Annotated in this window: 12 protein-coding genes and 1 tRNA gene; 6 read left to right on the forward strand and 7 right to left on the reverse strand. The window is 44.6% G+C overall.

From position 1 onward, the window contains the following. Positions 1-56: 56 nt before the first annotated feature. The 5 genes from NQ542_RS09650 to NQ542_RS09670 form a co-directional block, all read right to left on the reverse strand. The gene (locus tag NQ542_RS09650; RefSeq protein ID WP_005650904.1) at positions 57-956 is read right to left on the reverse strand and encodes a YitT family protein; all 900 of its coding nucleotides are present in this window, start codon (positions 954-956) and stop codon (positions 57-59) included. Between the two features lie 138 nt (positions 957-1,094). Then, positions 1,095-1,451, reverse strand: coding sequence for a hypothetical protein (locus tag NQ542_RS09655; RefSeq protein WP_005640785.1), 357 nt, complete (start codon positions 1,449-1,451; stop codon positions 1,095-1,097). 310 nt (positions 1,452-1,761) lie between these two features. After that, positions 1,762-2,292, reverse strand: coding sequence for a methylated-DNA--[protein]-cysteine S-methyltransferase (locus tag NQ542_RS09660; protein ID WP_005640781.1), 531 nt, complete (start codon positions 2,290-2,292; stop codon positions 1,762-1,764). Positions 2,293-2,299: 7 nt separating this feature from the next. Next, entirely contained in the window at positions 2,300-3,475 is a 1,176-nt protein-coding gene (locus NQ542_RS09665; protein WP_039850177.1) for an MFS transporter, read from the reverse strand. Between the two features lie 5 nt (positions 3,476-3,480). After that, positions 3,481-5,364 (reverse strand): ABC-F family ATP-binding cassette domain-containing protein, encoded by a 1,884-nt coding sequence (locus tag NQ542_RS09670; protein WP_005640775.1) that lies wholly within the window; start codon positions 5,362-5,364, stop codon positions 3,481-3,483. A 283-nt stretch (positions 5,365-5,647) separates the two neighbouring features. Between NQ542_RS09670 and nhaD the strand changes: the two genes are divergently transcribed. The 4 genes from nhaD to NQ542_RS09690 are packed head-to-tail and all read left to right on the forward strand — an operon-like array spanning position 5,648 to position 8,721. After that, entirely contained in the window at positions 5,648-7,078 is a 1,431-nt protein-coding gene (gene nhaD, locus NQ542_RS09675; protein ID WP_005640772.1) for a sodium:proton antiporter NhaD, read from the forward strand. Positions 7,079-7,123: 45 nt separating this feature from the next. Next, entirely contained in the window at positions 7,124-7,759 is a 636-nt protein-coding gene (locus tag NQ542_RS09680) for a hypothetical protein (protein ID WP_005640770.1), read from the forward strand. A gap of 12 nt (positions 7,760-7,771) precedes the next feature. Beyond that, positions 7,772-8,128 (forward strand): arsenate reductase family protein, encoded by a 357-nt coding sequence (locus tag NQ542_RS09685; RefSeq protein WP_005640769.1) that lies wholly within the window; start codon positions 7,772-7,774, stop codon positions 8,126-8,128. After that, positions 8,128-8,721 (forward strand): uracil-DNA glycosylase family protein, encoded by a 594-nt coding sequence (locus NQ542_RS09690; protein ID WP_005646132.1) that lies wholly within the window; start codon positions 8,128-8,130, stop codon positions 8,719-8,721. The genes NQ542_RS09685 and NQ542_RS09690 overlap by 1 nt, the downstream gene beginning before the upstream one ends. Before the next feature lie 33 nt (positions 8,722-8,754). Here NQ542_RS09690 and NQ542_RS09695 read toward each other — a convergent pair whose 3' ends face one another. Then, positions 8,755-10,257, reverse strand: coding sequence for a glutamine synthetase family protein (locus NQ542_RS09695; protein ID WP_005646130.1), 1,503 nt, complete (start codon positions 10,255-10,257; stop codon positions 8,755-8,757). A 175-nt stretch (positions 10,258-10,432) separates the two neighbouring features. Here NQ542_RS09695 and NQ542_RS09700 point away from each other — a divergent pair. After that, positions 10,433-10,508: transfer RNA gene (locus NQ542_RS09700), tRNA-Trp, on the forward strand. Between the two features lie 8 nt (positions 10,509-10,516). Here the strand turns inward: NQ542_RS09700 and NQ542_RS09705 are convergent. Then, positions 10,517-10,852: a helix-turn-helix domain-containing protein gene (locus tag NQ542_RS09705; protein WP_005640764.1), complete on the reverse strand. Its 336-nt coding sequence runs from the start codon at positions 10,850-10,852 to the stop codon at positions 10,517-10,519. A gap of 335 nt (positions 10,853-11,187) precedes the next feature. Between NQ542_RS09705 and NQ542_RS09710 the strand changes: the two genes are divergently transcribed. Then, on the forward strand, positions 11,188-14,271 hold the full coding sequence (locus tag NQ542_RS09710) for a SusC/RagA family TonB-linked outer membrane protein (protein WP_005650890.1): 3,084 nt from the start codon (positions 11,188-11,190) through the stop codon (positions 14,269-14,271). Positions 14,272-14,275: the final 4 nt, after the last annotated feature.

Consider the following 14,275-nt stretch of genomic DNA (forward strand, 5'->3'; position numbering starts at 1 on the left):
GTTGAAAGTTGAAAGTTGAGAGCGAAAATAACTTTCAACTCTCAACTTTCAACTCTTTACATTCCCGGACGCGGCGAATCCTTACTTGCATGCATAGTCGAGATAAAGGCATTCGGATCGATTTCCTTCACTTCATCTTTCAAACGGGGCAGATCTTTACGTTCGGCAATGGTAAAGATGATCTCTTTTTCCTTTCCTTCATACATACCGCGACCATGCAAGAAAGTACCTCGCATCCCCATCTTTCCTACAATCAGTTCTTTTACCTCCTGCGTTTTCTGCGATACGATAAACACCGCCCGGTTAGGATTCTCGGTCTGGAACATTTCCACCACCTTTCCGAATACGAAGATAGCAAACCAAGAGTACAGAGGCACCGCCCAATCTTGGAATACAAGTAACCCCAACATCACCACGGTCGAATCTATGACAATAATCATATTGCTTACCTTCAAATTTGAATTTAGGGCGATCACACGGGCCAACACATCCGTACCGGCGCTCGTACTTTGCGCACGGAACACACAAGTCACTCCAAGTCCCAAAATTGCACCACCGTAAAAGCAAGCAATAAAACTGTCATTCTCAACTAATGGCTGATTAGCAAACAGATATGAAAAACTATCTGTAAAAATGGATATCAAGACAAAAGTCACAATTGTTTTCGGCCCTGACGCCAAACCGAGTTTTTTCATGGCCAAAAGCAACAAAGGCACATTAAAACAAAGAGCAGTCGCACCCATCGGCAATCCTTCGGGCATAAAAGAGAAAAGCCCCTGCGTCACGTGGTGCAAAACAATCGATATACCATACACCCCTCCCGGTACGATTTTATAAGGTGCAAGAAATAAGCTGTAACTAAGTGCCTGCAAAAAAGCACCGATAACGATCAAAGTGTAGTCTGCTACATTTTTTTTCAGCGTGGTATTAGAAACCAGATTAAACGGTTGTTCCATGTTTGCGTTGTTGTTCGATTTTTTGTATTGTTCATTATTTGTTAAAACAGCGCAAAGATATATAAAAAAGAAGAGATTGTACACATAAAACAGACAATCTCTCCTGCTATCAAAAATAACCTAGCCCAGATTGAATTATCAGAAATTCAAAGTGCGGTTATTATTATTTGTCACATTCAACAGAACCACATATTTGCGATACTGTTCAGGTGTAAGAACCTTCTTCATCAACTTCAAATTTCCATAAACAGCCTGACGCATCTTTTTGTCACGCATTTTTTCACTTGCCCGGAGACTTTCTCCTTGCATATCCAGAAAATACTCATTGATATTTGCTACTTCATTGGCCTGATAAGAGGACAACTGCAAATAGTTGCTCAATTTTTCAAAGTTAATAGCAAACGGTTCTTTACTCACATTGTTACGGTTCTCGCGTGCAAAACCCATTGTTGCACATAATAAAACGGCTGCAACAGCCATACCTAAACGTCTCATAATACCTAAACATTAAATTGTTAAACCTAAACACAGGGGCCATTTACCCCTTTTCTTTTTACCTTTTATCTTTTCGTTACTGCAAATATAACAATGTGTTTTATAATATTGTTCTTGAACATATTCAAATATTGTTAACGATTAGCAAATTGGATACTATTTAACAATTAAGAAATCTTTTTGAAGCTCAAATGAAACATTTACTACAAATAAGACACCATACTCCCTATCAAACAACCGAATCGATAGTGCGCAGATATTAACATCAGAAATTTCGTCATGACTACTTACAAATCGGACGACCTTTGATTTACAAAGCCAGTCTGGGTTGGGATTCCAATTCAAGCAAGAACTTTTTAGCCGGAAGCCCACCACCGTAACCTGTCAACGAACGGTCACTACCGATCACCCGGTGGCAAGGAGCGAATATCGATATGGAGTTTGCACCATTGGCATTGGCAACCGCACGGACTGCTTTGGACATACCGATACGCTGGGCCATTTCACCATAAGAAACTGTCTTTCCAAAAGGTATTTCCAGCAATTCGTTCCATACTGTTTTTTGAAAGTCCGTACCAACAAAGAGAAGCGGCACATCAAACTCTTTACGCTTTCCGGCAAAAAACTCGTCGAGTTGCCTTGCTGCTTTCTCAATTACTTCCGATGTACCTACCTCAAATTCGGAACACAGCATCCGTTTCAATCTCCGGTCTACATGATCACGATGTTTTTCTACCTGCCAGTCACATAAACAAAGTTTGTCACCAAACGAACCGAGTAGCAACAGGCCGCAGGGCGATTCGTAACGCTGTACTTTGATAATATTTTTCTCTTTCTTCATAATAAACTTATACTAATAATTTATGCTTCTCATACGATGGCCTCACCCAACGCAGATAAACACCAAGCGAAGCCAGACAACAACCGGCTCCCACTCCATAGGCCACAGCCAATCCGGCACAGGAAGCGATAAAACCGGCCGAAAGCATCCCGATACCGACACCCAAATCAAAAGAGGTCAGATAAGTAGAAGTCGCCGTTCCACGCATATTATGTGGAGCGACATTGACAAAGAGGCATTGGAAAGCCGGAACCCCTACTCCATACCCGATACCGATCATCAAGGCGCAGACAAAGAAAACCCAAGACTGGTGGACAGTTGCAAACACGGTAAACGCCACCAACAAGCAGACCGCAGAACAGACCGATACCCAATGAATCTTCCCATGATCGACCAGCCTACCGGAGACCAGCCGCGACGTCCCCACTCCTACCGCCATATAAATAAAGAAATAGCCAGGATTGGCCACTTCTATTTCCTTTCCGTACAAAACGACAAAAGAAGTAATCATCCCATAAGGAATTGCAACCAGGATATAAGCGAGCGCAGCCGGCAATGCCTTCACCAGGATAAAACGGTCGAGGGAAAAATGCGGCCGCGGAACCTTTTCTCGCTTCGGATAGCGGATCAGGCAGACAGAACCGACCCCGATAAAAGCAGCCATCCAACCAATAAAGACAACCAGATTAAACCCACCTTTCCCATAGATGGCAACAGCTGCCAACGGAGCCAACGACATCGCCAAATTGATTGTCAGACCGTAAAACCCCATTCCTTCACCACGCCGGGAGGAAGGGATCACATCAATCGCAATCGTATTGCCGGCAACCGAAGTCAACCCCATAAAACCACCCTGAACGAAACGGACAGCCATAATAGTCAACATGGTCGTGGCAATCAGATACCCGCCGAACATGAAAGCAAAAACGAAGAAGGCGAAAAGATATAAAGGCTTACGCGAAAAGCAATCCACCAAAAAACCCGAAAAAGGCCGGACACAGAGCAGACCGATTGTATAACTGGACAACGCGATCCCCACATTTGCCGTACTGATCCCCAAAACTTCCACCAGATAGACCGGCATCGTCGGCATCAGCATATAGAAAGAGAAGTTCATCAGGAAATAAGAAATGCAACATTGCACAAAATTCCGATTCCATAATATGGGTTTACAATCTTTCATTTTATTCACGCCAGTTCACTCAATTCCAGCCAGCGCATTGTTTTTTCATCTATTTCTTCTATCACTTTTGCGATTCGTTCGGATTTAGCCAACAGTTCGTCATTGCTCAACGTACCGCTGCTCATGGCCGTTTCCAACTCTGCTTTTTCGGCTTCAAGCAGAGGAATCTCGACCTCGAGCGCTTCAAACTCCTTGCGTTCCTTGAAAGTCAGTTTCTTTTTCTGCACCTTTTCAAGACGCGACGTTTTCTCCACAGTGGGGGCCATTCTTGCCTGTCGCGCAGCTTCAGTCTCTTTTTCCAACTGATCCTGCACCTCTTTCCACTCGCGATATTGCGTGTAGTTGCCCGGAAAATCCTTTATATCGGCATTTCCCCGAAACACCAACAGATGATCGACCACCTTATCCATAAAATAGCGGTCGTGCGACACGACGATCGCACATCCTTTGAAGTTCCGCAGATATTCCTCCAACACATTCAGCGTGACGATATCCAGGTCGTTCGTCGGTTCGTCGAGCACAAGAAAGTTCGGGCTACGCATCAAGACCGTGCAGAGATATAAACGGCGTTTTTCTCCCCCACTCAGCTTGTAAACGTAATTATGCTGTTTTTCCGGAGCGAAAAGGAAATAGTTCAGGAACTGTGAAACACCCATCTTCTTCCCGTCACCGAGGTCAACATATTCCGCGATATTCTGGACCACATCGATCACCTTCATCTGCTCGTCGAACTGGAGGCCGTCTTGGCTGTAATAACCGAACCGGACCGTTTCTCCTACGTCAAAACGACCGCTGTCAGGCTCCACTTCCCCCATCAGCATCTTGATGAAAGTAGATTTTCCCGTTCCGTTATTCCCGACAATCCCCATCTTTTCATAACGGGCGAATATATAGTTAAAATCTTCCACGATCTTCAGATCGCCGAAACGTTTCGAAACATGTTCCGCCTCGAAAATCTTCGATCCGATATACGACGCCTTCACATCCAAGTTGACATTACCGGCCTCATGCTGCTGTTTGGCTTTCTTTTCAAGCTCGTAGAAAGCATCGATCCGGTACTTCGCCTTTGTCCCACGCGCCTGCGGCTGACGGCGCATCCAGTCGAGCTCCTTGCGAAGCAAGTTACTGGCCCGGTCCACCTCGGCATTCAACGCGTCCATTCGTTCTTGTCGTTTTTCCAGATAATAGCTGTAATTTCCTTTATACTGATAAATCTGTTTCCGGTCTATCTCGATAATCTCACTACAGACACGATCCAGAAAATAACGGTCGTGCGTCACCATCAAAATACTAATGTTCGCGCGAGAAAGATATCCTTCCAGCCATTCGGTCATTTCCAAGTCCAGGTGGTTGGTTGGCTCGTCAAGGATGATCAATTCGGGATCGGTGATCAACACGTTTGCCAAAGCCACCCTTTTCAACTGCCCGCCGGAAAGCGTTTCCACCTTCTGGTCGAAGTTATGGATTTTCAGCTGTCCCAAAATCTGCTTGGTACGCTGTTCATAATCCCAGGCTTTCAAGTTATCCATCCTAAGCAGGATATCTTCGAGATTGGAATGATCGCCGCTTGCCATCGCCTGCTCATATTCGGCGATCAAACGCACCGTCTCGTTCGGAGAGTAGAAACACGCTTGCAAAACAGTCAGGCCGTCCGGATAATGCGGCATCTGTTCCAGGTAGCCAACCCGCAGATCATTTCGGAACACAACCGCCCCGCTGTCATAATCCTCCTTTCCGGCTATAATATTTAGCAAAGTCGTTTTCCCCGTACCATTCTTAGCTATCAGCCCGACCTTCTGCCCTTGCGCGATTCCGAAAGTGATATCTTCGAATAAAACCAAATCGCCGAAGCTTTTAGTCAACTTATCTATTTGTAAATAACTTATCATATATTCATATCTGCTTTAAATGCAGGACAAAGATACAAAAAGATCAAGCACGATGGACGGGATTATTTCGTATATTCATGCCGAAGCAGTTGCCTGCTGACAATTGTCGGCAAACAACAACTACGGCGGAAAAATCCAATTATCAGAAGGGAAAACCAGATTATCCGGCAGACGATTCAATAATATATGCCGAGCTGTTTTAAACAATCCTCTTAACAAATATGTTTCCTTTTATAATAAATTATTACTTTTGCCGCTTTAGATAAATTTTAACAGATACACTATGTTGACAACAATGATCATCGTGTTCCTGATAGGATATTTACTTATCGCTCTGGAACATCCGCTAAAAATCAATAAAGCGGGAACAGCACTCCTGACTGGAACAATCCTTTGGGTTTTATATACATTTGGGGCCCCTCAATTTATTCCGACCGCTTCAGCCGAAGAATTTAAACTTTTTTTAGACGCATTCCCATTCATAAAGGATCTGCCCTATGCAGACCAGTGTATCCGTTTCGTCATCGACCATCAGATACTGGATAGTATCGGTGAGATCGCAGAGACTTTGATCTTCCTGATCGGGGCGATGATCACCGTAGAACTCGTCGATTCTCACGGAGGGTTTATGTTCATCACCAACCGCATCACCACCAACAGCAAGCGGAAGTTATTGTTCGTCATTGCTACGATCACCTTTTTCATGTCGGCAGTCCTGGATAACCTGACTACTTCCATCGTCATGGTCATGCTGATCCGAAAATTGATCGGCAATTATAAGGAGCGCTGGATTTTCGGCAGCATCATCGTGATTGCCGCCAACAGCGGCGGGGCTTGGTCGCCCATCGGCGACGTGACAACGATCATGCTGTGGGTAAGGGGAAATATCTCGACTTCGGCAACGATCCCGCATCTCTTTTTACCGAGCCTCGTATCGGCATTAGTCCCGGTATTGATCATATCCCGCTATTTGCACGGCAAAGTTACACCTCCCAACGCTTTTGAGGAAAACCGTGACAACCTTCTATTAAAAGTATTGAAAGCGAACGAAAAACTAGCGATCCTCTGCATCGGCGTGTTCTGTCTGCTGTTCGTCCCGGTGTTTAAAACGATCACGCACCTGCCCCCTTTCATGGGGATTTTGATGGGAGTCGGTATCCTGTGGATATTCACTGAATTGATGTACCGGAAAACTCCGATCAACGAGGACCTGAAACTCCGTTTATCGAAAGTAGTGAGCCGTATAGACGGAGCTACTCTGATGTTCTTCCTCGGTATCTTACTGGCTGTGGACGCACTGCGTTGCAGTGGTGTTTTGGGCAGTTTTTCCCTCTGGTTGGACGATACGATCGGCAATGTATATGCCGTCAACCTGATTATCGGAACGCTCTCCGCCATCGTCGATAACGTTCCGCTCGTCGCCGGTGCTATCGGAATGTACCCCGTTGCCTCGGATGCGATGGTCGCTACGGCTGCTGATCCGGCTTATATAGCCAATTTCGTACAAGACGGCGTGTTCTGGCAATTCCTAGCCTATTGTGCCGGCGTGGGTGGCAGCATGCTGATCATCGGTTCTGCTGCCGGAGTTGTCGTTATGGGACTGGAAGGGATTAATTTCATCTGGTATCTAAAAAGAATCTCGTTGCTCGCACTGGCCGGCTATCTGTCGGGAGCCGCTGTTTACATCCTACAAAATGTACTATTAGGCATATAAAAAGATTCTTATTATATTTGTCGGCAATAAATATAAATATACACAATGAATTTCATTTCCAAACTATTCAAGAAGAAAGAAGAAGAAACAGAAGTCGTATCGAAAGGCTCCGTAGAGGAGTTCGTTACGCTGATCCGCGTGTATTACCAGGCGGTAATGGCTGTGCAGTTAGGTATCACCAACCTCAATATATTGAACGATATGGCGTTGTTCAAACGGATGCTTAAGATCCCGACTCAGAACAACAAGTTGGGCATAGCCGAGAAATCCCGTTCCCGCAAAATCCTAATGCAGGAATACGGGCTGAACGAAAACTTCTTCAAGGAAATCGATGCCTCCATCAAAAAGAACTGCAAGACGCAGAACGACATCAAATCCTATTTCATCATGTATCAGGGATTCAACAACGACCTGTTCTCCCTGCTCGACAACCTGATGCAATGGAAATTCCGCTTCTCCATGCTAGTGAAGAAACTGTTATATTCGCAGACACAGAAGACCATCCATGAGATTGTAACCCGTTCGGAATGGAAAGATGTCAGCGTTCAGAAAGTTGCCTGGAGAATACGGAAATACAAAGAAACGCTCGGCTATTCGGAAGAATGGATGACCGACTTCGTGTACAATGTCGTGCTGATGGCCAAAGAAGATGCCAAAAGACAGAAGAAAGAAGACAAATAACATCATGACTATATGAGCTACCTGTTCTTAGAATACCCGAAATGCAACACCTGCCGAAATGCAAAAAAATGGCTGGATGAGCATAAAATAACGTACGAGGATCGTCATATCATCGATCGCAATCCTTCTGTCGAAGAACTGACAGAATGGATCAAACGCAGCAAGCTTCCTTTGAAAAACTTTTTCAACACCAGCGGACTGGTTTATAAGGAGATGAAATTGAAGGACAAGTTGCCTGCGATGAGCGAAGCGGAACAGATCGCTTTGCTGGCTTCGGACGGCAAATTGATCAAGCGCCCTTTGCTGATCAGTGAAAATCAAGTTTTGGTCGGTTTCAAAGCGGACGAATGGAACAACCTGGTAAAATAATGAAAACGCCAGCCACTCAGCCGATAGAGCAACATCCGTTAGGGTTCTTCCTCCCGGAAAACACGAAATTATTGATGCTGGGCAGTTTCCCACCTCCGCGTGCACGCTGGTCGATGAATTTCTACTATCCGAATATCCAAAACGACATGTGGCGGATACTCGGACTGGTTTTCTATAACGATAAAGAATATTTCTTAGAAACCAAAAAGGCTTTCAGTGAAGAGAAAGCAAAAGCCTTCTGCCGGGAAAAAGGGATCGGAATCGGTGATACGGCTATGGAAATCATCCGTTTAAAGAATAATGCTTCCGACAACTTCCTGCAAGTGGTCACACCGTTGAACCCGGTTGAGGTTCTGGCCAAAATACCAGAATGCGAAGCAATCGTCGTAACAGGTCAAAAGGCAATGGACACGCTTATCGCCACGCTGCCTCCGGTTGAAGAACCCAAAGTCGGCTCCTACTCCCGTTTCACCCTGTCGAGCCGCATTTTCCATCTCTACCGCATGCCTTCTTCCTCCCGGGCTTACCCCAAGCCGTTAGAGGAAAAGGCCGCAGTATATAAACAGATGTTTGAAGATTTAAAGATGATATAAATCAGTCACTTTCGGCTTAATTCCAAAGTAACATCATCCGCAATGAAAATACCGGTTCACCAGTTCAAGCATTCCTTCCGGATCATTTTTCAAGTCTTCACGTAATGTCGTGTCGTTATAACTTACCAATTTCTTTATGATACCGTCGATCATGCTCGGACTAAAGACATTATGCTGTTCGAATATCCCCCTCTGCTGTTGCAGACGTTTGGCAGAGGCGGCACAGCTATCCGGCAGTTGGTCCAATGTTTCCAAACGAGCCTTGTTTTCTTCCTGATGAATATTCACGTTCACATAAGTCTTTTCTGCAATATCCAACGCATCCGGGATTTCAAACCCGTAGCGGCAAGCGACCGCCAATCCCGCCAACAACTGATATAAATCGGCCGATCCGTCCGGCGAACGCATTTCGACCGTCTGCTTCTGCGTCGTGTCATAATGACTATCTGCCTCCAACGGGTTTGCCAGCGAACACATATCCTTCTTGGCAGCCCACCCCAACGGAACACGCACTAAAACAGAGCGGTTACGGTCGCCCCAGCAAATATTCGTCGGAGCCTCCTGGTGAGGAACCAGACGGAAATAAGAAGTCGGATTCGTATTGCCGAAAGCCGTAATGGACGGAGCTAACTTCATCATGCCGGCAATTGCCTTACGAGCCGTTTCCGACAAAACGCCATCCTGCAACATCTGATTCTTGCCATCCTTCATAATACGCATATGTATATGCAGACCGGAACCCGCTTTTCCAGCCGTGATCTTCGGAGCAAACGTAATGTTCAACCCGTACTCGTATGCCAGATTACGGATCACCCATTTGGCGATCATCAACTGGTCGGCGGCATCTTCCACCCGCGTAGGCAGGAATTCAATCTCATTCTGTTCATATATTTTACCATTCAAGGTAAAATTACCAACTTCCGAATGCCCGTATTTTATCTGTCCTCCCGCTTGTGCGATATATTGCATACATTGCGTACGGAACTGGTTGAACTTCGCATAAGGCCCCGATTCATGATATCCGCGTTGATCAGTTGCCGGGAACAAATCTTCCTCATCCGCAATCACATAATACTCCAGCTCTCCCATCGCCTCGAACTGCATACCTGTCACATCCGAAAACGCCTTGCTTGCCTTGTGCAGCGTATATTCAGGCGAGCTTTCCAGCGGTTCGCCATCCTTATTAAAGAACGAGCACAGCATGCTCAACGTCGGCAATTCGGAAAAAGGATCGATAAACGCCGTACGGAAACGCGGAATCACATACAAGTCGCTGCTACCCGCCTCGATAAACGAAAACAGGCTAGAACCGTCCACACGTTCCCCGCAGGTCAGGATTGCATCCAGATATGCAGCATTGTTAATAACAAAATTCAATGTTTTCAAGCGCCCGTCACCGGCAGGATACATAAAGTTCACCATCCGGATATTCTTCTCCTTAATGTACGATACGATATCCGCCTTTGTAAATTCGGCAGATGGCTTCTGAAGGAACTCAACCAAAAGGTTGGCATTCATGTCTAATTCGTCTTTCATGTCTTTGTCGATTGTTTGTATAATTATATACCCGATTAACAACTCTATTACACCAAAGATAGGAAAGAAATTCCGGGAATCACCAAAGAATCGAGAAAATAAGTGGTTTCATCAACTATTTTTCGTACATATAGTTGGAATTATAGAATATTCTCTTACCTTTGCACCCGCAAACACGGAAGTAGCTCAGTTGGTAGAGCACTGGTCTCCAAAACCAGGTGTCGGGAGTTCGAGCCTCTCCTTCCGTGCCAAAAGGAAATCATTTCGATTTCAACAATTCCGCAATCTGTTCCCCAAACACAATATTCAATATCTGATCTTTTTTATCGCTGTCCAATTTTATTTGCAGAACAGCTTCGGTCGATGTTCCATTCCCTTTCGCCATAACATATTTATCGGGAAATGTAATAACATCTATTACAGACATCTGCAAAGCATTTGCAATTTGCAATAGCGTATTATATTTCAATTCGCGTTCACCCGACATGATCAAGCTAAATCCAGCCTGCTTCATACCAATCTGCATAGCAAGATATTCCTGCGAATAGCCTCTATTTCTTCGAATTGTATCTATATTCTCCAATATACTGTTCATACTTTCAAATTAACAATTGTCTAAGAAGAAAATAAGCATACATCGTAATATTTTATTGCGATTATTTTTGCATATATAACATTTTGCAATATCTTTGCTGCTGATACAATTTAAAACTATTAACGAGGATTGTGTTTACAAAACTCATTCTTAAATCAATCAAGAGAGTTGTTAACCTATAAAGATATAATCAAATGTGTAAATTTTTATCTAAAATATATGTTCCACCTAATACATGTTGCCTATGATCTATCATCTCTAAATTCCGTTTTTTTAGCTGGATAGCAATATCCATATTAGTTTTTTAACCTTATATTCATTTAATATCCAAACACATGGAAAGATATTCTTTAAACCATTTATTCAGGATGCTCGGCTGTTTTATGCTTTGCATCATGTTTACAGCAACGGCATTCGCACAACAAAAGACTATAAAAGGAACTGTTGTGGATGCGACCGGTGAGCCCTTAATCGGTGTCAACGTATCAGTAAAAGGGACAACAATCGGTATAATCACCGATATTGACGGCAATTACACATTGGAAGTTCCCTCCAAATCAACTATCGTCTTTTCTTACATCGGCTATCAAACTCAAGAGGTTGCAGTAAGTAACCAATCAACGATCAATGTAACTTTAAAAGAAGACACTCAAAAACTGGAAGAAGTCGTAGTAGTCGGCTACGGCACACAAAAGAAAGTGACTGTAACCGGTTCTGTTGCCAGTGTATCCGGCGAAGAACTGAAAGCCTCACCGACAACCAACCTTACCAACGGCATGGTAGGCCGTATGCCAGGTGTTATCGGTTTTCAGACAGCTGATGAACCGGGTGGTGGCGGTACCACAATTCGTATACGTGGTACAAATTCTTTAGGCAGTAATGACCCATTGGTTGTAATCGATGGTGTGCCCGACCGTGATGGTGGTATGAACCGATTGAACCCGACTGAAATTGAATCAATCTCCGTATTGAAAGACGCATCTGCCGCCATCTATGGTGCACGTGCAGCGAACGGTGTAATTTTAATTACAACAAAACGCGGAAAAGAAGGTAAACCAGTTGTTTCATTTAACGCAAGTGCAGGTTTCTCACAACCAACCCGTTTACCCAAAATGACTAATTCATACGAATATGCAACCATGTTGAACGAAGTTCTTCCGGGCTCTTTCTCTGACGAACAACTCGAAGGTTTCCGCACACACGCCAATCCGTGGAAATATCCAGACACCGACTGGTTTGATGAAATCGTAAAAGGCGCCTCTCCGCTATATCGTGCAGACATCGGCGTATCTGGTGGTACAGAAAAAGTAAAATATTACGCAAACTTCGGAGCTAATGGTGAAGACGGTTTGTACAGAAATTCCGCCAATCGATACGATCAGTACAGTCTGCGTACGAACTTGGATGTCAAGACCAGTAAGTATGTTGATTTCCAATTAGGTGTAACAGCCCGCTTGGAGGACACTAAATATCCGGCTAAAGGAGCAGGTGATATTTTTGGTGCAGCCCGCCGTTCTCGTCCCGACCAGGTAGCATGGTGGCCTTCAGGCGAACCGGGACCTGCAGTTGAACGCGGTGACAACCCGGCTGTAACCAGCACTGACTTGGCAGGTTTCGACCACTATAAGAACCAGTACATCCAAAACAATTTGTCAGTCAATATAAAAGTACCTTGGATCGAAGGTCTAACTTTACGCGGAAACGGTTCTTACGACATCCACTTCCAAAACCGCCGTTTGATGAAAAAACCGGTGTACTTGTACACATGGGATGGAACAACTGAAGGGAGCGAAGGATTGAGTGCATCCAAACAATGGTTGGACACTCCACAATTGGAACGTAAACACAGTGAGCAAATCGGTTGGATGCTAAACGGATTAATCGACTACAATCGTACATTCGGACAACACACTATAGGTGTTACTTTCGGTATGGAAGGACAGAAAAAGCAATACGAAGAAACATGGGCATTCCGTCAAGGTTTCATCTCCGATTCCAAACCGGAATTGAGTTTAGGGGGTGAAGAAGGGCAGTCTGCAAGAGGTTATTCTTGGAAAGAAACCCGATTGAACTATTTCGGACGTGCTTCTTATAACTACTTGGAACGCTACTTATTCGAATTTGTTTGGCGTGTAGATGGTTCTTACCGTTTCCCGAAAGAGAGCCGCTATGGATTCTTCCCCGGCGTTTCTTTAGCTTGGCGTGCTTCTGAAGAAAATTGGTGGAAAGATAATATCCGCTTTATCGATTACTTCAAACTGCGTGGTTCGGTTTCTCAGACAGGTAACGATGCATTGGTAGACGGAGATGGCAACTATGACCACTCCATCCAATATCTGACTACTTACGCATTCAACAATGCCGGTACTGTATTCGGTGGCCAGGAAAACAAACGTCTCTATCCGAGCCGTACTCCCAACCCGAATATCACTTGGGAAGTGGGTACAACTTACAATGTCGGCTTAGACTTCAAATTCTTGCAGAATCGCCTGAGTTGGGAAACAGACGTTTTCTATCACAAACGAACCAACATGCTGATCTCCCGTAATGCTTCTCTGCCTGAAATCACCGGTATCACATTACCTCGTGAAAACCTGGGAGAAATGAAGAATAGAGGCTTCGAATCATTGGTCAGCTGGCAGGATAAGATCGGAGAAGTCGAATATGGAGCATCTCTGAACATGACGTATGCACGCAACGAAATCACTTTTTGGGATGAAGTACAAAATGTGCCCGAATACCAATTCTCGACCGGCAGACCGGTAGGTAGCCGCAATATGTTACTCTACGTTGCAGACGGCATTTTCCATACACAAGCAGAAATTGATGAAGCACGTGCAAAAGGGTTATTATATTCAGACAACACCGTTCCGGGTGACATCCGTTTTAAAGATATGAATGGTGACGGTAAAATAGATGGTTTGGATCGTATCCGTCCAGAGAAGAACCAGGAACCTCGTTTTGTTGCCGGTCTGACCCTGACAGCCAAGTGGAAAGGCTTCGATTTGATGATGTTATGGCAGGGAGCAACCGGGGCTGAAGTGTATATCGAGACATGGTCAGGCTTAGTTGGCAACTTCTTGAAGAGCGACTACGACAAACGTTGGACACCGGAAAATCCGTATTCGGAAGGACCGCGTACATGGGACCGTGAAAACCAGTATTGGATCAACAACGACAATACCTATTTCATGAGAAATGCCAACTACCTACGTCTGAAAAATATTGAATTGGGTTATACATTCAATTTCGAAGGATTGAAAAAAGCGGGCATTTCCAATTTGCGTCTTTACACCAACGGGACCAACTTGATTACCATCGACGGTGTTAAAGATGCAGACCCAGAACAGCGTGACGCCAGTTTAGGAGGCTATCCTTTGAGAAAAATCATCAACTTCGGAGTTCAAGCAACATTTTAAAAGA

It is taken from the genome of Parabacteroides merdae ATCC 43184 (genome assembly GCF_025151215.1).
In the GTDB taxonomy this organism is placed as follows: Bacteria; Bacteroidota; Bacteroidia; order Bacteroidales; family Tannerellaceae; genus Parabacteroides; species Parabacteroides merdae.